The organism is Rhodococcus sp. 15-2388-1-1a (assembly GCF_002259145.1).
GTDB lineage: Bacteria > Actinomycetota > Actinomycetes > Mycobacteriales > Mycobacteriaceae > Rhodococcoides.
The window spans coordinates 322297-341031 of the sequence record NZ_NPFP01000039.1; the positions used below are offsets into that span (position 1 = coordinate 322297).

The 18735-nt window shown below is 64.3% G+C and carries 15 protein-coding genes and 1 pseudogene; 7 read left to right on the top strand and 9 right to left on the bottom strand.

Annotation, left to right across the window (positions count from 1 at the left end):
* The first annotated feature begins 8 nt into the window (after positions 1 to 8).
* Positions 9 to 518, top strand: a complete 510-nt coding sequence (locus tag CH302_RS21830) for a hypothetical protein (RefSeq protein WP_037188216.1) — start codon at positions 9 to 11, stop codon at positions 516 to 518.
* Between the two features lie 10 nt (positions 519 to 528).
* Here CH302_RS21830 and CH302_RS21835 read toward each other — a convergent pair whose 3' ends face one another.
* Together CH302_RS21835 and CH302_RS21840 are read right to left on the bottom strand one after the other, a co-directional pair.
* Positions 529 to 2529 carry an SDR family oxidoreductase gene (locus CH302_RS21835; RefSeq protein ID WP_037188214.1) on the bottom strand — a complete coding sequence of 667 codons (2001 nt, stop codon included), beginning with the start codon at positions 2527 to 2529 and terminating at the stop codon, positions 529 to 531.
* Positions 2530 to 2563: 34 nt separating this feature from the next.
* Positions 2564 to 4693, bottom strand: coding sequence for an MMPL family transporter (locus CH302_RS21840; RefSeq protein WP_037188211.1), 2130 nt, complete (start codon positions 4691 to 4693; stop codon positions 2564 to 2566).
* A gap of 139 nt (positions 4694 to 4832) precedes the next feature.
* Here CH302_RS21840 and CH302_RS21845 point away from each other — a divergent pair, with 139 nt between their 5' ends.
* Together CH302_RS21845 and CH302_RS21850 are read left to right on the top strand one after the other, a co-directional pair.
* The gene (locus CH302_RS21845; RefSeq protein ID WP_037188208.1) at positions 4833 to 8111 is read left to right on the top strand and encodes an error-prone DNA polymerase; all 3279 of its coding nucleotides are present in this window, start codon (positions 4833 to 4835) and stop codon (positions 8109 to 8111) included.
* Between the two features lie 23 nt (positions 8112 to 8134).
* Positions 8135 to 8635, top strand: a complete 501-nt coding sequence (locus tag CH302_RS21850; protein WP_037188979.1) for a metallophosphoesterase family protein — start codon at positions 8135 to 8137, stop codon at positions 8633 to 8635.
* Between the two features lie 15 nt (positions 8636 to 8650).
* Here the strand turns inward: CH302_RS21850 and CH302_RS21855 are convergent, their stop codons facing one another.
* On the bottom strand, positions 8651 to 9376 hold the full coding sequence (locus tag CH302_RS21855; RefSeq protein WP_037188205.1) for an SDR family NAD(P)-dependent oxidoreductase: 726 nt from the start codon (positions 9374 to 9376) through the stop codon (positions 8651 to 8653).
* Positions 9377 to 9453: 77 nt separating this feature from the next.
* Here CH302_RS21855 and CH302_RS21860 point away from each other — a divergent pair, with 77 nt between their 5' ends.
* On the top strand, positions 9454 to 10293 hold the full coding sequence (locus CH302_RS21860; RefSeq protein ID WP_037188977.1) for a helix-turn-helix transcriptional regulator: 840 nt from the start codon (positions 9454 to 9456) through the stop codon (positions 10291 to 10293).
* A gap of 120 nt (positions 10294 to 10413) precedes the next feature.
* On the top strand, positions 10414 to 11343 hold the full coding sequence (locus CH302_RS21865; protein ID WP_037188203.1) for an SDR family oxidoreductase: 930 nt from the start codon (positions 10414 to 10416) through the stop codon (positions 11341 to 11343).
* Between the two features lie 46 nt (positions 11344 to 11389).
* Here CH302_RS21865 and CH302_RS21870 read toward each other — a convergent pair whose 3' ends face one another.
* The 3 genes from CH302_RS21870 to CH302_RS21880 all read right to left on the bottom strand — a co-directional run bounded on the left by CH302_RS21870 (position 11390) and on the right by CH302_RS21880 (position 15538).
* On the bottom strand, positions 11390 to 12343 hold the full coding sequence (locus CH302_RS21870) for a HAMP domain-containing protein (protein ID WP_037188198.1): 954 nt from the start codon (positions 12341 to 12343) through the stop codon (positions 11390 to 11392).
* Between the two features lie 158 nt (positions 12344 to 12501).
* Entirely contained in the window at positions 12502 to 14595 is a 2094-nt protein-coding gene (locus CH302_RS21875; protein WP_094650035.1) for an HNH endonuclease signature motif containing protein, read from the bottom strand.
* A gap of 388 nt (positions 14596 to 14983) precedes the next feature.
* On the bottom strand, positions 14984 to 15538 hold the full coding sequence (locus tag CH302_RS21880; RefSeq protein WP_037188193.1) for a DUF6764 family protein: 555 nt from the start codon (positions 15536 to 15538) through the stop codon (positions 14984 to 14986).
* Positions 15539 to 15755: 217 nt separating this feature from the next.
* Here CH302_RS21880 and CH302_RS31020 point away from each other — a divergent pair.
* Positions 15756 to 16088: pseudogene (locus tag CH302_RS31020) on the top strand (DUF4349 domain-containing protein); the annotation flags it as partial.
* 82 nt (positions 16089 to 16170) lie between these two features.
* Here the strand turns inward: CH302_RS31020 and CH302_RS21890 are convergent.
* The 3 genes from CH302_RS21890 to CH302_RS21900 are packed head-to-tail and all read right to left on the bottom strand — an operon-like array spanning position 16171 to position 18051.
* A complete protein-coding gene (locus CH302_RS21890) occupies positions 16171 to 16638 on the bottom strand; it encodes a MerR family transcriptional regulator (RefSeq protein WP_037188189.1) in 468 nt (155 codons plus the stop codon).
* 29 nt (positions 16639 to 16667) lie between these two features.
* Positions 16668 to 17543, bottom strand: coding sequence for an SDR family NAD(P)-dependent oxidoreductase (locus CH302_RS21895; RefSeq protein WP_037188187.1), 876 nt, complete (start codon positions 17541 to 17543; stop codon positions 16668 to 16670).
* Between the two features lie 43 nt (positions 17544 to 17586).
* Positions 17587 to 18051, bottom strand: coding sequence for a tRNA (cytidine(34)-2'-O)-methyltransferase (locus CH302_RS21900; RefSeq protein WP_176460749.1), 465 nt, complete (start codon positions 18049 to 18051; stop codon positions 17587 to 17589).
* Positions 18052 to 18084: 33 nt separating this feature from the next.
* Between CH302_RS21900 and CH302_RS21905 the strand changes: the two genes are divergently transcribed.
* Positions 18085 to 18693: a pentapeptide repeat-containing protein gene (locus CH302_RS21905; RefSeq protein WP_037188182.1), complete on the top strand. Its 609-nt coding sequence runs from the start codon at positions 18085 to 18087 to the stop codon at positions 18691 to 18693.
* The last annotated feature ends 42 nt before the right edge of the window (positions 18694 to 18735 follow it).

Sequence of the window (18735 nt, forward strand, 5' to 3'; positions counted from 1 at the left end):
TTTCGGACATGACTATCGGTGCGCTCGATCGCAGAATGCTGGGCTGGTCGGCACTGTTCGTCGTATCCCAGGCCAACATTGCCCGACTTCTCGGCCCCGCAGCTCCGAAAGTGCTTGCCGTGCAGACGGCGTGGTCCGCCGAGCGTTATCGACAGATCCTGGCGAGCATGGACGAGACCGAGATCGCCAGGTTCCGCAGCCACTATCTGCCCGACTTCGTGCATCCGGCGATCTACGCCGTCGCACTGCGTGCAGGCGCACGCAGCCTGGCAGCGAAAACCCCGCTGAGCCCTGCGGCGACGACGGCATTGGCCGTCGCACCGGTGGCCTCCGCTGCCGGTGACTACATCGAGAACATCGTCGGACTGATACTGGTCGACAACCGCGAACAGATCACCGACACCGTCGTCCGCGCCACCACCGTGGTCAGCACCGTCAAATGGGTTCTGGCGATCGGCACCCTGACATACCTGAGTCAGGGATTCCTGCGAGTCTGGGGGAGAGCTCTGCTGCGGTGAATTCTGCCGGTCACCAGCTCGTGCCGGGTACCAATCTTCCGACGCGTCGGATCACCTTGCCGATGCGTGCGCTCGGAGTCTTCGGATCGTATCGGCGAACTCGGTAGGGCACTTTCCCGTCTTCGATCGTGATCGGTGTTTCACCCTTGGCTGCAGCGGATTCGGGGAATTTGCGGTAGTGCTGGTGCATCGTGCGGTCTTTGCCCTTGGGGGCGAACATGGCACCGAACTGCCCGAGTGTTCCCAGCGGAGTATCGATTCGCTTCGGCTTGTCGCTCAGTGCACGAATCACGATCGCGGCGGCCTTCTCCGGTGAGAAGACCGGGCCGACGTTCTTGTCGCCCGTCGGGGTGATCATCGGGGTGTCCACCAGGGGCATGTGGATGGTGGTGTAGGTGATTCCGTCCGAGAGTGTCTCTGCGGCAGCCACATCGGTGAAGCCGTCCAGCGCCGCCTTGCTGGCCACATAGGCGGAGAAACGGGGAGGGTGGCCCAGAACGGCAGCGCTGGAGAGGTTGACGACGTGTCCGAAGCTGCGTTCGCGCATGTGTGGCAACAGTGCGAGCACCAGTCGTATGGCCCCGAAGTAGTTGACGGCCATGGTGCGCTCGTAGTCGTGCAACCGATCGGTGGATCGATAGAGTGCGCGGCGGATGGATCGACCGGCACTGTTGACCAGCATATCGACGTGATCGTGTTCGCTCAGAACCGTTTTCACTGTCTGGTCGACCGATTCGCTGTCGGTGACGTCGCACGAGTAACCGTAGGCGGTGCCGCCCGACTCGCGGATGTGCTCGACCACCTCGTCGAGTTGGTCCTGACCGCGCGCGAGCAGAATGACCACCGCGCCCTTGCGGGCAGCTGCTTCTGCGCTGGCTCGGCCGATTCCGGACGAACCACCGGTGATGACGATGTGACGGCCGAACAGCGGACCGCGTGGGTCGTTTCGGCGGTTGCGCTTGGGATCGAAGTTCTCCCGCCAGTGCATCCACACGCGATCGGCGTAGGTCCGCAGTGGTGGTGGTGTGATCGAGCTGCCCTGCAACGCTTTCTGCGTCGATGCCGACTCGAACACGGTGGGCAGAGTCAGGTGTTCGAGCATCACCGGTGGCACACCGAAATCGCGGAGGGCGGCATCGCGCTGCTTGCGTACGGCTCTGGACTTGGGGGAGACGACCGGAGCGACCAGTGCCCCTGGCACGTCGACGATTCTGGCGCGAGATCCGGCCGCCGACGAGAACGCGGCGTAGACCTCTGCCATCGACTGAGGCTCCGGATTGACCAGATGGAACACGCTGCCGGGAGAGGTGTCTCTATGCACGAGCTCGACGATGGCGTCGGCGACGTAGTCGACCGGAACGAGGTTGGTAGCACCCATCTTCGGCACCGTGATGGGTAGGACGGACGGCAGCTTGGCAAGTTCCGCGAAGAACGGGAAGAAGTAGTACGGGCCGTCGACTTTGTCGATGGCACCGGTCTCCGAGTGGCCGATGATCGCGGCGGGCCGGTAGACCCGCCAGTCCGCAGCGCTGTCGCGCACCAGTTTCTCGGACTCGAATTTGGTGCGGTGGTAGGCAGTCGGGAAACCTTGTCCGAGGTCGAAGTCGTTCTCGGAGAACGTTCCTCGATAGTCGCCCGCAACGGCGATCGACGAGATGTGGTGCAGGCGGGCGCCGGTCTTCTCGGCGAGGCCGATCACCGAGGCGGTTCCGGCGACGTTGGTCGGGGTCTGCTCGTCACCTGCGGTCAGGTCGTAGACGGCTCCGAGGTGGAGGATGTGATCGACGTCGGCAGGCACCTCCCGGAGTCCGAGCTCCGGCTCGGTGAGGTCGCCGACCAGCGGGTGAATTCGGTCGCCGCCGTCGAGGTGCTGTGCGAGTCGCTCGAGGCGGGCCACCGAATGCGGACGCACCAGCACGTGGATCGCAGCGAGCGCATCACGTTCGAGCAATCGGGGCAGGACGTTCTTCCCGAGAAACCCGGTACCGCCGGTTACGATGTAGTTCGCCATGCGAGCCGACCTTACTCCGAAGTAAGTTCCGGTGCTAGTGCCCGATACCGGCTTTTTCGTGCACTTTCTTCATCCAGGCAGGTGCCCACCAGTTGGCCTCGCCCATGAGTTTGATCAAGGACGGAACCAGCAACATACGGATGATCGTCGCGTCGATGATCAGAGCCAGAATGACTCCGACGCCGAGGAACTTCATGATCGACAGACCCGAGATCGTGAAGGCTCCGGTGACGACGATCAGAATCAACGCCGCCGCAGTGACGATGCGTCCGGTGCGTTGAGCGCCGAAGATCACCGCTTCCTCGGTGCTCGCTCCAGCCGCGCGAGCCTCGACCATGCGCGACATCAGGAACACCTCGTAATCGGTCGACAAACCGAAGATGACCGCGAGAATGAGCACCACGAACGTCGACTCGAGCGGTCCGGGGGTGACGCCGAGCAGGTCGGCTCCGTGGCCTTCCTGGAACACCCACGTGAGTGCGCCGAAGGTGGCAGCCAGGCTCAGTCCGGCCATCAGGACCGCCTTGATCGGCAGCACGATCGATCCGAACGCGAGGAACAGCAACACCAGCGTCGAGACGACCATGATGGCGATCATCACCGGTAGCCACTTCGCGATCGCCGCATTGCCGTCGTCGACATTGGCTCGTCCGCCGCCCACGAGGATCTCGGTGCCGTCCGGGGGAGCGATCGAGCGCAGCGCCGCTACTGCGTCGGATTGGGATTCGGCCTCGCTCAGCCCATCGGTCGGTTCGCTGTAGGACGCCCGCAACGTCACGAAATCGTCCTTGGAGCCCAGGAACTCGGCTCGTGCGATACCGGGCGTGGATTCCACAGCGGAGGTGAGCGCTGCAATCGGTGCGCCCTGAGGCTTGACGCCGTCCAGGCCGCGCAGCACCACGGTTGCGCCCTCGCCGGTGGATTCGAAGTCGGAACCGAGAGTTTCGAATGCCATGCGCGCAGGGTTGTCCTTCGGCAGCGCCGTGTAGTCGACCTCTCCGAGTGAGACCTTCAGGATCGGGGTGGCGATGATCAGCAACCCGGCGACGATGACGGCAGCGACGATGCCCGGATGCTTCATGACGCGGGTGACGACGCCGCCCCAGAACTTGTGTGCGCGTGCATCACTGCGATCGGATGCAGTTCGTGACCATGTCCAGGAGTTGATGCGGGTGCCGAGAATGGCGAGCAGTGCCGGGACAGCGGTCAGTGACAGGACGGCCGCGCTCGCCACCGCAGCCATGGCTCCGAACCCGAGGGACCTGATCACCGCCTGCGGAAAGACGAGCATGCCGGCGAATGCGCAGATCAGCAGTAGTCCGGAGAAGACGACGGTCTTGCCCGCGGTGGATACCGTGCGGATGGTCGCGTCGATCGGCGTCAGTCCACCGCGCAATTCTTCGCGGAACCTACTGACGATGAACAGTCCGTAGTCGATGGCCAGGCCGAGTCCCAGCAACGACGCGACGTTGATGGAGAACGAGCTGACTTCGGTGAACTCGGTGAGCACCCGCAGGATCGCCAGCGAACTGAGCACGCTCAGAATGCCGACGAACACCGGAACCGCTGCAGCGACCACGCCGCCGAAGATGAAGATCAGTAGCAGCAACGTGATGGGAACAGCGATGATCTCGGAGCGGATCAGGTCGCGTTCGAGGGTTTCGCTGAGCGAGACTCCCACCACCGACGCGCCGGCGAACTGCGATTCGATGCCGGGCACTTCGAGCTGTGGAGGAAGTTCGCCGAAAGTATTGAACGTGACGCCCGAGTTCGCACCGAGAGACACCGTGGCCAACGCCTTGGTTCGGTCCTTGGAGACCAGGAATTCCTTGCTGACCGGGTCTGCGCTCCAGTACGAACTGACGTTGCCGAGGGTGTATCGACTGCTGAATTCGTCGAGCGTCGCCTGCACCTGCGGTCCGATGTCGTCGATCGTCCTGCCCTCGGGGGCGGTGTAGATCGCGACGATGTCGGGGGTCGGTTGGCCGATGCCCTGCACCAGTCGCGCGACCTCGGACGATTCACTGCCTGCGTCGGCGTAACCGCCCTCGCTCAGTTTCGAGAAGACGCCGAGTCCGAAGATCCCGCCGACGGCGACGACGGCGACGACAACAGCGAGTGCCCATCGTTTGTGCGATACGACGAACGATGCCCAACGCGTCACGTCTGTGCTCCGGCTCTGTGAAAGGGATTCGGTGAAAAGGGTCGATGGCGATTCGACTCTAGTTGATCCGTGTCGGACCCTCGTGTTCTCATTAGAACAAGTGTTCGATGAGACGGCAGTGTGAAGGTGGGTGGGCTCGATGGGATGGAACGACGGACCACCCACGTGGTCGGAGATGGAACGAGTTCTGTCCGGGCGTCCCAAGCCTGCGGCCGAGGGTGACGGTGGCGACAGCCCGGCCTGGTCCCGGAAACGAGAAGCCTACGAGGTGCCTCGCCACCGCGAGCCGGTGCGCCCGGCAACGCCGTATGCGGAATTGCATGCGCACTCGGCGTTCAGCTTTCTCGACGGTGCCTCGCAGCCCGAGGAGATGGTCGAGGAGGCGGTACGCCTTGGCCTCGAGTCCATCGCTATCACCGATCACGACGGTTTCTACGGAGTCGTGCGCTTTGCCGAGGCGGCCAGAGCTCTCGGCATCGGAACCGTGTTCGGTGCCGAACTCTCGCTGGACACACATCGATCCCGAGCCGGGGAGACCGATCCCGACGGCACTCATCTACTGGTGCTCGCTCGCGGCCAGGAGGGGTATCGCCGGCTCTCACGTCGGATCGCAGCTGCACACCTGGCAGGTGGGGTCAAAGGTAAGCCGCAGTACGACATCGACGAACTCACCGAATCGGCGGGCGGTCACTGGCAGATTCTCACCGGTTGCCGAAAGGGACATGTCCGGCAGGCGCTCTCGCGTGGTGGTCCGGAGGCGGCAGAGGCCGCGCTGCGCGCTCTCGTCGACCGGTTCGGATCCGATCGTGTCACCGTCGAACTCACCCGGCACGGCGTCGCGGACGACGACGAGCGCAACGACGCTCTCGCGACGCTGGCTCGGCGGTACGGCCTTCCGACGATCGCCACCACGGCCGCGCACTACGCCAGTCCTCGCAGCAGGAGATTGGCCATGGCGATGGCCGCTGTGCGCGCACGGAGCAGCTTGGACGAGGCTGCCGGTTGGTTGGCACCGACCGGCGGCGCACATCTACGTTCCGGGGCGGAGATGTCGGAGCTGTTCCAGCACTATCCGGGCGCGGTGCGCGGTGCCGTCGAGCTCGGTCGTGAGTGTTCGTTCGATCTGACGTTGATCGCGCCGCGCCTGCCGCCGTTCGATGTGCCCGACGGATACACCGAGATCAGCTATCTTCGTCGACTCACGTTCGAGGGGGCCGCACGCCGGTACGGCTCGCAGTCGGCGAACCCGGCGGCCTATTCGCAGCTCGAGTACGAGCTCGACATCATCGAGAGGCTCGAATTCCCCGGCTACTTCCTGGTGGTCCACGACATCGTCCACTTCTGCAAGACACACGACATCCTCTGTCAGGGAAGAGGTTCGGCGGCAAACTCGGCTGTTTGTTTCGCGATCGGCATCACCAACGTCGATCCGGTGGCGAACAAGCTGCTGTTCGAGCGGTTCCTCGCACCCGAACGCGACGGACCCCCCGACATCGACATCGACATCGAATCCGATCGACGCGAAGAAGCGATCCAGCACGTCTACGCCAAGTACGGCCGCACTCATGCCGCTCAGGTGGCCAACGTCATCACCTATCGCGGCAAGTCCTCGGTGCGAGACATGGCCCGTGCGCTCGGCTTTTCGCAGGGGCAGCAGGACGCATGGAGCAAGCAGATCACCCGCTGGTCGGGAATCGGAGATCAGGAGGGCGACGGTATTCCCGAGTCCGTTCTCGAACTCGCGCGCCAGATCGAGGGCTTCCCTCGCCACCTCGGTATTCACTCCGGTGGCATGGTGATCTGCGATCGGCCGATCGCCGACGTCTGCCCGGTGGAATGGGCGACGATGGAGAACCGCAGTGTGCTTCAGTGGGACAAGGACGATTGTGCCGCAGTGGGTTTGGTGAAGTTCGACATGCTCGGGCTCGGCATGCTCTCGGCGCTGCACTACATGATGGACCTGATCGCCGAGCACAAGGGCATCGATATCGAACTCGCCTCGATCGACCTGTCCGAGCCCGAGGTGTACGAGATGCTGCAGCGAGCCGATTCGGTGGGGGTGTTCCAGGTCGAGTCCCGCGCGCAGATGGCCACTCTGCCGCGGCTCAAGCCGCGGAACTTCTACGATCTGGTGGTCGAGGTGGCGCTGATCCGTCCCGGTCCGATCCAGGGTGGTTCGGTGCACCCGTACATCAAGCGCCGCAACGGACTCGAGCCGGTGATCTTCGAGCATCCGTCGCTCAAGAAGGCGCTCGATCGAACTCTGGGCGTTCCGCTGTTCCAGGAACAGCTGATGCAGATGGCCATCGACGTCGCCGGTTTCAGTGCCGCCGACGCCGATCAACTGCGCCGCGCCATGGGATCGAAACGGTCACCGGAGAAGATGGAACTGCTGCGGGGGCGGTTCTACGACGGGATGCGCGATCTTCACGGCATCACCGGCGCGGCGGCGGACCGAATCTACGAAAAGCTGTCGGCTTTCGCCAATTTCGGCTTCCCCGAGAGCCATTCGCAGAGCTTCGCCTCACTGGTGTTCTACTCGTCGTGGTTCAAGTTGCACCATCCGGCGGCGTTCTGTGCAGGTTTGCTGCGCGCCCAACCGATGGGTTTCTACTCACCGCAATCTTTGGTCGCCGATGCCAGGCGGCACGGTGTGCTCGTCCACGGTGCAGACGTGAACGCCAGTCTCGACCATGCGAATCTCGAGGGAGACGGCCTCGAGATTCGTATGGGGTTGGCGGATGTGAAGTTCATCGGGACCGCAGTGGCCCAGAAGATCGTCGATGCACGAGATGCACACGGGCCGTACACCTCGTTCCTGGACCTGACGGGACGCGTCGAACTGTCGGTTGCACAGGCGGAAGCACTGGCCACGGCAGGCGCACTCGGGTGCTTCGGTATCACTCGCCGGGAGGCGCTGTGGGCTGCGGGCGCTGCAGCGGGGGAGCGTCCGGGCCTGCTTCCTGGCATCGGAGCGTCGACGAAAGCGCCTGCGCTACCGGGAATGTCGGATCTCGATCTGGCCTCGGCCGACGTCTGGGCAACCGGTGTGTCACCGGATTCCTATCCCACGCAGTTCTTTCGCGATCGGCTCGATTCACTCGGCGTGATTCCCGCGAACCGGCTGCTGCAGATTCCGGATGGCGACCGAGTGCTCGTCGGCGGAGCGGTGACGCATCGCCAGCGGCCGGCCACTGCCGGAGGCGTCACGTTCATCAACCTCGAGGACGAGACCGGCATGGTCAACGTGGTGTGCTCGGTCGGATTGTGGGCCAAGTACCGCAAGTTGGCGATCACGGCTCCGGCGTTGCTGATTCGAGGCAAAGTACAGAACGCCGAGGGGGCGGTGACCGTGGTGGCCGATCATCTGCAACTGATGGATCTGCGAGTCGCGTCCAGATCGAGGGACTTCCGATGAGGCACGAAGTGCACAATCGAGGGGTGAAGCTACTGCTGATTGCCGACACTCATCTCCCGAAACGGGCTCGCGCATTGCCCGACGAGGTGTGGACGGCAGTGGACAACGCCGATGTGGTGATCCATGCAGGCGACTGGGTGAACCTGGCTGCGTACGAGGAACTTTCGCAGCGGTCACGTCGACTGGTCGCGTGCTGGGGCAACAACGACGGCGAGGAGCTGCGAGCTCTGATGCCCGAACGCGCCGACGTCGTACTCGGCGGGGTGCGGTTCACCGTGATCCATGAGACCGGTGCCGCGACGGGACGGGAACGACGTATGGCAGCGGCGTACCCGGACACGGACGTGCTCGTGTTCGGCCACAGTCACATACCGTGGGACACTGTCGCAGACAACGGTCTACGGCTGCTGAACCCGGGATCGCCGACGGATCGGCGTCGGCAACCGTTCTGTACGTACATGACGGCCACAGCCGAAGACGGTGCGCTCACTGACGTGGAGCTGCACCGCATCGCCCCTCGATAGTGGTGACCGAAGTACTCACATTCCGCCGGCCACCCTGATGACGGTTCCGGTCGCGTATCGCGCATCCTCGGACAACAACCACGACACCGCACCGGCGATCTCGTTCGGCACACCGGGACGGCCGAGGGGAATGCTCGACGCCATCTTCTGTGGCCGTTCACGATCGCGGTGGAAGTCGGTCTCGATGATCCCGGGTGCCACTGCATTGACGCGAATGTTCTGCGCAGCAACTTCTTTCGACAGTCCGACCGTCAGAGTATCGACAGCCGCCTTGGCCGCCGCGTAGTGGACGTACATTCCAGGACTGCCCAGGGTCGCGGCAGCGGAGGAGATGTTGACGATCGAGCCACCCGATCCGGTCATCGCCGCGATCGCGTACTTGCAGCAGGTGAGTACCCCGACGAGATTCACGTCGAGGTCCGCTCTGATGGTCTCGATGTCGTTGTCCACCAGCGCCCCCACAGCCCGTGCCGAACCGGCGTTGTTCACGAGACCGGTGACTGCGCCGATCTCGGCGGCTGCGGTGAAGAGATCGATCACCGCCTGCTCGTCGGTGGTGTCGGCGCGTACGGCGATCACCGTTCGGCCGTCGGTCGACAGTTCGGCGGCCAACGCTTCCGCGGCAGTGGCGTCGGAGCGATAGCCGATCACCACATCGTGCCCGTCGGACACCAACCGCCTGGACACCGCAGCACCGATTCCACGGCTTCCGCCGGTGACGACGGTCAGGGCAGGACTCATCTCTCGACAATAGCCACCGCGCAACAGGCACAATTCATGCAGGCGCGATGCGCACGCACGGGAAAGAGGGAACCGACGTGATCGATCGACCGGAATTGGCAGCGTTTCTACGGCAGCGACGGCAGTCGCTGCAGCCGGAGGACGTCGGGCTGCCACGGGGGCAGCGCAGACGCACACAGGGCCTCCGCCGTGAGGAGGTCGCAGAACTGTGCCACATGTCTACCGACTACTACGCACGACTCGAACGAGCTACCGGACCCGCCCCGTCGGCGCAGATGATCGCCTCCATCGCACAGGGATTGCATCTGTCGCTCGGCGAGCGTGATCACGTGTTCCGACTCGCCGGGCACAATCCTCCCGTCCGCGGGTCGTCGAGCGACCACATCAGCCCGGGAATGCTACGAATTCTGGACCGCCTGAACGACACACCCGCCGAGATCGTGTCCGAAATCGGAGAGACGCTCCGTCAGACACCTCTGGGTGCGGCACTGACCGGTGATGCCTCGCAGCGCACCGGCCCCCAGCGAAGTTTGGGGTATCGCTGGTTCACCGACCCCGAGGCCCGGCAGTCGTATCCGCCCGAAGAGCGTGCAGTGCTGTCTCGGGTGTACGCGTCGGGGCTACGCGAAATAGTCACTCTTCGCGGACCCGACTCGAGAGCTGCGCACCTGTCCACAGAGCTGCTCGAGGTCAGCGAGGAATTCCGAACCCTGTGGGCGAAGCGCGAAGTGGGGGTTCACCCACCCGAGTCCAAACGATTTCTGCACCCGACGGTCGGCCTGCTCCAACTGAACTGCCAGACCCTTCTCGACCCCGAACAAGAGCATCGTCTGCTGGTGTACACGGCCGTCCCCGGCAGTGAAAGCTACGCCAAGTTGGAGCTGCTCGCGGTGGTGGGAACTCAGGTTCTGTCCTGACACGATCCACGGTGTCGGCCGTATCAGTGGATCGGGAAGTCCTGGATGAGCTCGTGGTAATCATCGAACATGGGTTCTGCAGATCGAATCCGCAGATCGACACCAGCACAGGAGCTTGTCATGGGCCGCACAGCACACACATCCCTTCCCGATCTGACGGGGAAGATTGCCGTCGTCACGGGAGCAAGCGACGGGATCGGAACGGTCATCGCCACGCAGCTCGCTCGCTCCGGTGCCGAGGTCGTCATGCCGGTGCGCTCGGCCACCAAGGGGGAGCGGGCAGCCGAATCGATCCGAGTCGCGGTGCCGGGAGCGAAGGTCACCACTCGGGCGCTGGATCTGTCGTCCTTGGAATCCGTTTCCGCCCTGGTGGACGACTTGTCATCCGATGGCCGGGCGATCGACATACTCGTCAACAATGCAGGTGTCATGCAGCCACCTGCGCGTCAGGTCACCGAGGATGGATTCGAGCTGCAGTTCGGTACCAATCACCTCGGCCACTTCGCGCTCACCCTCGGTCTACTGCCGCTGCTGCGGAAAGGTACTGCGCGGGTCACCCATCAGACGAGCATTGCGGCACGGTCGGGGACCATCAATTGGGACGACCTCAACTGGGAGCGTTCCTACGACGTCATGAAGGCCTACAGTCAATCGAAGCTCGCGGTGGCGCTGTTCGCACGCGAACTCGAGGCTCGTAGTAGTGCAGGCGGCTGGGGAATCACCAGCAACATCGCTCACCCGGGAATTTCGCCGACCAACTTGCTTGCGGCACAACCGGGATTGGGGCGACCGAAGGATTCGGCCGGCAGACGATTGATCGGCGTTCTTGCCCGCGTCGGCATTGCGGGCACTGTGGACAGCGCAGCGCAGCCAGGACTGATTGCGGCCGCGGCTAGCGACGCGAGTGGGGATCAGTTCTTCGGTCCTAAGCGAATCATCGGCGGGCCACCGACCGAGGTCGGCATGTGGAAGCCGATGCGCAGGATGGACGATGCACATCGCTTGTGGGATGCCTCGGAACAACTGACCGGTGTGCGGCTCTCGTCCTGAACGGCACTGGTTCCGAACGGTTCTGGTCCTGAACGGTTCTCGGCCGTCACTGCGGGGTGGGCGCGGGCTCCCGGGCATGGTCGACCAGGTCGTGCACCAGCCCGTTGATGACGTCCATCTGAGTGATGACTTCGACGCGCAATCGGTCCTGCTCGTCCTCCGGCATGTCCGGGGTGTCCGGCCGGTCGAGGGACATCAATAGATCGATGTTGGTGCGCAATGCTGTCAGCGGCTCCATCAGTTCCGCGCCGGCATCGATGATCAGCTGACCCTGCCGTGCTCGCGAACGAGACAGGGAGGCCAACATCTCGTTGAAGCTGTTGGCCAGTGATGCCAGTTCGTCGTCTCCGTTGACGTCGATGGGCTCGAAATCTCCTGTGCGGGCGACGCGTTCGGTAGCGGCCCGCAGTCGCCTGACCGGTCGGAGTCCGGTGCGTGCGACGGCGGCACCGGCTACGCCTGCCAACGCGACGAGAAACGCCCCGACGAGGACCAGGGCGAGCGTGAGCTTGCCGAGAAGAGGTGACGCTCCGCTGAGAGCCTCGGCCACCAGGATCGTTTCGCCGGAATCGGTGCGCTTGGCGGAGATGTAATAGCCTCTTACCTCGCGCAAGGATTGATCGACGTCACCGTCGATGACCGATATTTCCGCATCGTCCAGAACGCCGTCGGAATTGGTGAACGGCTCGGAGCCGTTCGTGGACGTCACCAAAGTTCCGTCGCTCATCGCGAAGGCGACCTTCACCGCGGTTCCCTCGGTGTCTTCGATGCCGAAGCCGAAGATATCGGCCGGAACGCCTGATGCTGCGCTGGCAATGATGGCGTCGCTGTTGCGTTCGACGCGGTCGATGATCTGTGAGCGGAGGGCCTGCTCTGCGACGAGATAGATCGCAAGAGCGCTGACTGCGACGGCCAGGGCTGCCACGCTCATCGTCAACACTCGGATGCGGCCGTGCAACGACAGTGCTCGCGGGCGAGCGGTTGCACGTGAATTGCTCATTTCTCGAGTATGCCGGTCGACAAGTGACGACCATTCTGCAGGCCACGCGGACCGACGTGGACAGTCGGCGAAGGTCGACGAGCGCATCGAATTCACCCGCGACCACATTCAGCACCTGAGCTGACGGAGCGGGCAACTGAGATCCACGGCAGCATCGCCTAGAACGGCGGTGTTGACGTGTCGTCTGTCTCGGGCTGTCGGTTGTCGGGTGGGTCGGGGTAGGCGATGATGCCGGATCGTTTGGGTCGGGTGGGGATGTGTGGTGTGAGGTCGTTGCCGAGGATGGGTACGGCTGTGCCGTTGGTGGGCAGGGTGATTCGGGTGGTCTTGGAGGTGGAGGTCCAGAGGATGGCTCCGCCGGGGAGCATGGTGGTGGTCCAGTAGCCGGCGGTTTTGACACTGTGGTGGTATTCGCAGAGGCATTGGAGGTTGTTGATGGTGGTCCATCCTCCGCCGAGGGGGTTGGTGTGGTCGAAGGGGGTGATGTGGTCGAGTTGGCAGCGTGCGGCGGGTCGGTGGCAGCCGGGGAAGCGGCAGTGTTTGTCGCGTAGTCGGACGGCTGCGGTGGTGAGGGTGTCGGGTCGGTAGATCAGTGCTCGGTCGGTCAGCGGGTCGCGAGGTACTGATCGGGCAAGGGTGGGGTCTGCGGCGATCGCGGCTTCGAGTGCAGCGGCGAGCGATGCGTTGCCGAGGTAGATGCCACCGGCTGTACAGCCGGTGCGGTTGCCCGAACGACCGAGGCCCGACTGGTTCAGGGCGGCGTGGTTCAGGGCGGCGCGGTTCAGTATCGGGAGGTCGAGGGCAGAGCTGTGCCGTGTGCCCCGGCCGACGGGGGTGTGGGTGCAGAACAGGGCTGCGGCGGAGTTCAGCGATTGGGTCCGTCGTGGTCTGTCTTCGTTTCGGCGGAGGTCGGGTGGAGCTGGATCTGCCGCTGGATGGGCGGGGGTGTCCTCGGTCTGACCCTCCAGCGGAGCCTGTGAGGTTGTCGTCCCCGGCATCGGCGCTGGTGCTTGTGCTGGATCGGGTGTCGAACTCGATGTGTCGACCGGACCTCGGGCCGATGTTGCAGGCGATGATGCTGGACCGGAGCCGCGGTCGGGTTCTGTTTCCTGACGGGAAGCAGATGATCCTTCCGCTGCAGGCGCTGGCGCTGGAGTGGTGCTCGCATCGGTGTCGGTTGTCTCGGTCGTATTTGTCGACGAAGCCCTGTTCGGCGCCGATGGTGATGCTGCGGTCGACTTCGTTACTGACTTCGCGTCGGGCTTTGCTTCCGCCTTCGTAGTCGCTGTATCCGACTCCTGCTGCTGGTCTTTCGGTGTTCGTTCCCATTCCCCTGTCTCCGGGTTCTGGTGTGCGAGGCCGAGGGATTCGGCGAGGGTGACGGCTTCGGTGAGCAGGATCTGCCAGTGACTGTTGCGTGCCAGCTCCTGCGCGAGGTCGGGGTCGATGGAACCGTGCCCGGCGAGGTAGGCGGGGTTGGCGAGCAGTCCGATGAGGGTGGCGATGTCGACGGTGATCATCGTCAACGGCACCCGCCTATCCGGCAGCACTGCGTCTTTCTTCGGGCAATCCTCGCGGTGGCACAGGCATGCCAGTCGGGGTTCGCCGTGCATGCGGGCCATGAACGCATCGCACAGGCGCTCTTTCTTCCCGCGGGGATCTTTCGGGCAGAGCGTGTCGGCCATTTCCTCGAGGAGTTGCCATGCGGCGGCGGCTTCGGGTGCGGTCAACTCGGCTCGGATGCGGGCGAGTTCGCCGGCGGGACTGTAGGTGACGGTGCGGAATTTCTTCGCGAACTCCCGCAGTGCCGCTGCTTCCTCGGGTGCGACGCGCAGCAGGATGTCCCAGATCGCCTGCTCGAGCGGGCCCGGGGACGACCTCCGCGCCGCCTCGACCACCTCTTTCTCGACCGACGTCACGATGGCGTCGGAGAGGTTGTCGAGGATCCGGCATGCGGTCCGCACGCGGGGGAGGTCGATCTCCCCTGTCTCGAACGCTGCTCGTAGCAGTGGGAGTCGGGTGTGCAGGGCTACGCCGACGGATACATACGATTCGGCGACGGTCGCCGAGCAGCCCAACGCGACAGCCATTTCGGTGCGTCCGTATCGGCTGTAGTGCTTGTGCTTGGTGTCGCGGGTGATCCAGTCGCAGTGCACGGTGTAGCAGGCGGTGATCTTGCGGGCCGCGTGCCGATTCTCCTCACGCGCGGCAGCGGTCAACGCCTCCAGCGACACAGTCGGTAGTGCACCCATTTTTTCACCCCCCGGTGAGCCGAAACAAGAACGTGCGTTCGAACTGAAAGAAGACTAACCCGGGCCACCGACAAGAACGGAAAGGCACTTCGGGGGGACTGGCTCGGCTGGTCAGGGGTGGTGATCAGCCGCGGGTGTGCCCTCGTTTCATTGTTCCGTCCATAGCCGGAGCGGTTCGAGTGGCGGCTCCAACTCATCGCCAGTTCGGAGAGGCAATAGGTGCCGGCGAAGTCCAAGAGCAAACGGAGCGGGCGGCTCCCCGAGGGATGTGCGGAGCGGCCCAGGAAGTCCGGTCACACCGTGTGTGCAGGAGGAGCCGACTACCTCGACGAGTTCGTGTCGGGGTAGTCGGCTCCGTTGGATCAAATTTTTCTCTGCAACCGGGCGATCAGCTCCCGAGGACGCAGAACTGGCCGCTGGTGAGGTTCAGTGCCAGTGACAGGGGGCCGACGCAATCGACGCCCTGAGCCTCCGAGGTGGCACCGGATCCCCACCCGGCGACTGCGAGGGTCGTCTGTCCGGCGTCGGCCCACGAGTGAGCGATTCCGCCGCCGAGTGCCAGTGCGTAGGCCGTCCCTGCATTCTTGCTCGCTCCGAGGGCGACGCCGTATCCGTTGGCGTAGGTGGCCGTCGAGCCGGGGCCGTCGTTGACGCTGACTGCGGTGCCGCTGTCGGCAGCACCTGCGGTGGCCTGTCCGGTGCCGTTGGAGGTGGCTCCGCAGCTCGCGGTGTCGTCGACCTGGATGTCGTTGGCCGACGGCGGGGACACGCAGTTGACGGGGGCTGCAGACGCGGTGGCCGTGCCCGACAGGGCTGCGACCGTCAATCCCGAGCCCATGGCGAATATTGCTGCGGTGCGGGCAATTCGACTACCGAACCGACTGGACGTGCGCGCGGAGGAGGAGTTGGAGGACGAGCGACGGGGCAGGGAAACAGAGAACAAAAGAAAGCTCCTTCACGAGCGAAACGGGCCGGTGCGGCACACGGTACCCCGCCCCGCGAGTCCATGGCAGCAAGCCGGTCAGGTTTGTGTAACGGTGCCGCTGGCATCCGGGGATGAATCGTCGTAGAAGTCCGGTTTCGCGCACCCCGACTGCAGCGGTCGTGGTACCCGGATGCGCGTTCGGGTTGCTGTTGTGCTCTAGCGCCGATCCATCGAAATCGTTTCTGCCACTTGCTGGTTCGGTTTCTGCGCCAAGGTTGGTGATGGTGCTCGAGATGGCAGGCGGCTCCGCACGGCAGCACGCTCCGGCACCGGTCGAACGCAAGGAAATCGTTACCGGGTACCTCCCGACGATCCGGCCGCGGCCGCGTCGAACACTGCCGATCTCGTCGAGGTGGAATCGGCACTGCCGAGCCGGCAGGGCGAACTCGACAGTTCGGTGTCACAGAAGTACTACCTCTCGGACCGGATCGATTTGTCGACGCTCACAATCAGTTTCACCTCCTGCGTCGAAGACACGCCGGCGAACCCGGACAACTTCTGGGACGCGATCGTGTCCGGGCGGCACTGGCCGACCGGCTGTCTACGGACCCATCGGGCTTCGGCGAGGTCGAGAACCCGACCTCCCCATGTCACGGACCGGTGGCACCGCCGTACGTCGCGATCTTGTATTCGGTTGCCACGAGCGAGAGTTGCAGTTCTCGGATACGTCGTCGGACGGTATCTCGATGCTCGACGAGCATGTCGAGTCGTTCTGGAACGGTGTCTTCTCCGCCGTCGACGAGTTCGACATAGCGCTGCAGGTCGCGCATCGGCATCCCCGACAACCGCATACGGGTGAGGAACACGATCCGTCGGACGGCCGCGTCGTCGTACCGTCGATGGTCGAGTCCGTCACGAGCAACCTCGATCAGGCCGCACCGCTCGTAGTACCGCAGGGTGTGCGCGGAGATATCGAGGAGCTCGGCGACCTCGGCGATGCCGAGTGGTTCGGCGAGCTCTCCGGGTTCGACGAGATCGTGCACCAGTTCGACGGTCAGCGATGCCTCCGAATCTGCCACGGCCGCCAGAGCCCTGTTCATCAAATCCGTCGTCGCCATGAGTACAGAAGATAGTCCGGGCGGTGCCGTCAGACCGGGCGGACGGATTCGGGTACACCCGGGAAGTCCGCGCTCGAGGACAGTTCGGCGTGGGCCTCGAGTGAGGCCAGTTCGCGGCGGTACGACTCGCGCAGCCGTCGGACGGCCTCGCGACCGAGAGGAATGCGCAGGGGAGCGGACTCGGCCCCGACCAACTGACGGATGACGAGAGCGGCTCGGTGCGGGTCGCCTTCCTGTCGACCGTCGGCCGCGAGCATGTCGGCCCTGACATCGCCGAGGATGTCGGCGTACACATCCACGGGGGCTGCGCGTTCGAGTACGTCGGCGCTGTTGAAGCCGGTCCGAAATCTGCTGGGCTCGACGATCAGAACTCGGATACCGAACGATGCGACCTCGCCGGCAAGCGCTTCGGACCAGCCTTCCAGGGCGAATTTGCCGGCCGAGTAGGACCCTGCTCCCGGAAAGGAGATCCGGCCGCCCTGGCTGCTCATCTGCACGATCGTTCCGGTGCCCCGCGCCCGCATTCCCGGCAACACGGCGCGGGTGAGAGCGGCGGGACCGACCACATGCTGGTCGAGCATGTCTCGCAGCCGGGCATCGTCGATCTCCTCGGCGGAACCGATCTGCCCGACGCCACCGTTGTTGACGAGTACGTCGACGCGTCCGAACCGGTCGATCGCCGCCTCGACCACGGCGGGGGCCGACTCGGTGTCTCGAACATCGAAGGCGATCGGCAGCAGTGACTCTGCGTGCTCGTCGAGCAGGTCGTCGATGCGTTCGGGGCGACGCATAACCGCGACCACGGTGTCGCCCGCTGCCAAGGCGGTCTCGGTCAGAGCGCGCCCCAGACCGGAGGACGCCCCGGTGACGAACCACGTGCGTTGTGGAGTGATTGTTCGAGTCATGAAAGGCAAGCTAGGGCTTCGAGCGCGCTCGAACGCAAACCCGTCAGACGCTGCCTTCGTACCCGTGTTGGCGCCATGCCTCGTACATCGTCACTGCCGCCGCGTTCGCCAGATTCAACGATCGACGGCCCGGAATCATCGGGATTCGCAGTCGATCGGTCACGTGTGGGTCGTCCAGGACGTCGTCGGGCAATCCAGTCGGTTCCGGTCCGAACAGGAGGACGTCGCCCGGTTCGTACGCGACGTCGGCGTAGGACCGGTCCGCGTGGGCGGTGTAAGCGAACACGCGAGTCGGTGCCAGCGCAGCCCAGGCCGAGGGGAGATCGGTGTGCACCGTCACCGACGCCAGGTCGTGGTAGTCCAAGCCTGCCCGCTTGAGCTTCGGCTCGGACATGTCGAAGCCCAGCGGGCCCACCAGGTGCAGTTCGCAGCCGGTCCCGGCGACCAGGCGAATCGCGTTGCCGGTGTTCTGTGGGATGCGGGGTTCGAAGAACATGAGTCGAAACACCCGGTTCACTCTGCCATCACGAGCCCGGGAAGTATGGGGCAGGTGGACGACGAACGGACGATCGGTGAGGACTTTTCCGACACGCGACTGGACGGGCAGGAGTGGACCGGCAGGCAGTTCGTTCGGTGCACATTTCGCGACGCGGACATGAGCGGCGTCCGAACCGACTCGGTGGTGTTCACCGAATGCGACTTCACCGGCACCGACCTGACCGAATCGATTCACACGAACTCCGCATTTCGATCGTGCACCTTCACTCGGACCAATTTGCAGCACAGCACCTTTCGTCATTCGACCATGATGGGATCGACGTTCGTCGACAGTCGCATGCGTCCGGCGACGTACGACGAGGTCGACTTCACCCTCGCGTCACTGGGCAACGCGGACCTTCGCGGCCTCGATCTGACGGGGTGCCGGATGCGGGAAGCGAACCTCGTGTCCGCAGACTTCAGGAAGGCCACTGCGCGCTCGGTCGATTTCGCAGGTGCCCGTACCGTCGACGCCAAGTTCGACGAGGCGGATCTGCGCGGAGCCGTCGCCGACGCATCGCTGTGGGTCAGCGCGAGCGTGCGCGGCGCGAAGATCGAGCTGATGCAGGCCGTGGCGTACGCGGCAGCGCACGGGCTCGTCGTCGAGGGCTGACGGTGGGGATCGGACCGGTGCGCCGCTACTGACGCCGAACCT

Bases quoted from the DNA above. Each gene is read 5' to 3' on its own strand.
- CH302_RS21855 (WP_037188205.1), bottom strand. From the start codon at position 9,376: ATGAGTCCTGCCCTGACCGTCGTCACCGGCGGAAGCCGTGGAATCGGT.
- CH302_RS21845 (WP_037188208.1), top strand. From the start codon at position 4,833: ATGGGATGGAACGACGGACCACCCACGTGGTCGGAGATGGAACGAGTT.
- CH302_RS21830 (WP_037188216.1), top strand. From the start codon at position 9: ATGACTATCGGTGCGCTCGATCGCAGAATGCTGGGCTGGTCGGCACTG.
- CH302_RS21870 (WP_037188198.1), bottom strand. From the start codon at position 12,343: ATGAGCAATTCACGTGCAACCGCTCGCCCGCGAGCACTGTCGTTGCAC.
- CH302_RS21895 (WP_037188187.1), bottom strand. From the start codon at position 17,543: ATGACTCGAACAATCACTCCACAACGCACGTGGTTCGTCACCGGGGCG.
- CH302_RS21865 (WP_037188203.1), top strand. From the start codon at position 10,414: ATGGGCCGCACAGCACACACATCCCTTCCCGATCTGACGGGGAAGATT.
- CH302_RS21890 (WP_037188189.1), bottom strand. From the start codon at position 16,638: ATGGCGACGACGGATTTGATGAACAGGGCTCTGGCGGCCGTGGCAGAT.
- CH302_RS21905 (WP_037188182.1), top strand. From the start codon at position 18,085: ATGGGGCAGGTGGACGACGAACGGACGATCGGTGAGGACTTTTCCGAC.
- CH302_RS21835 (WP_037188214.1), bottom strand. From the start codon at position 2,529: ATGGCGAACTACATCGTAACCGGCGGTACCGGGTTTCTCGGGAAGAAC.
- CH302_RS21875 (WP_094650035.1), bottom strand. From the start codon at position 14,595: ATGGGTGCACTACCGACTGTGTCGCTGGAGGCGTTGACCGCTGCCGCG.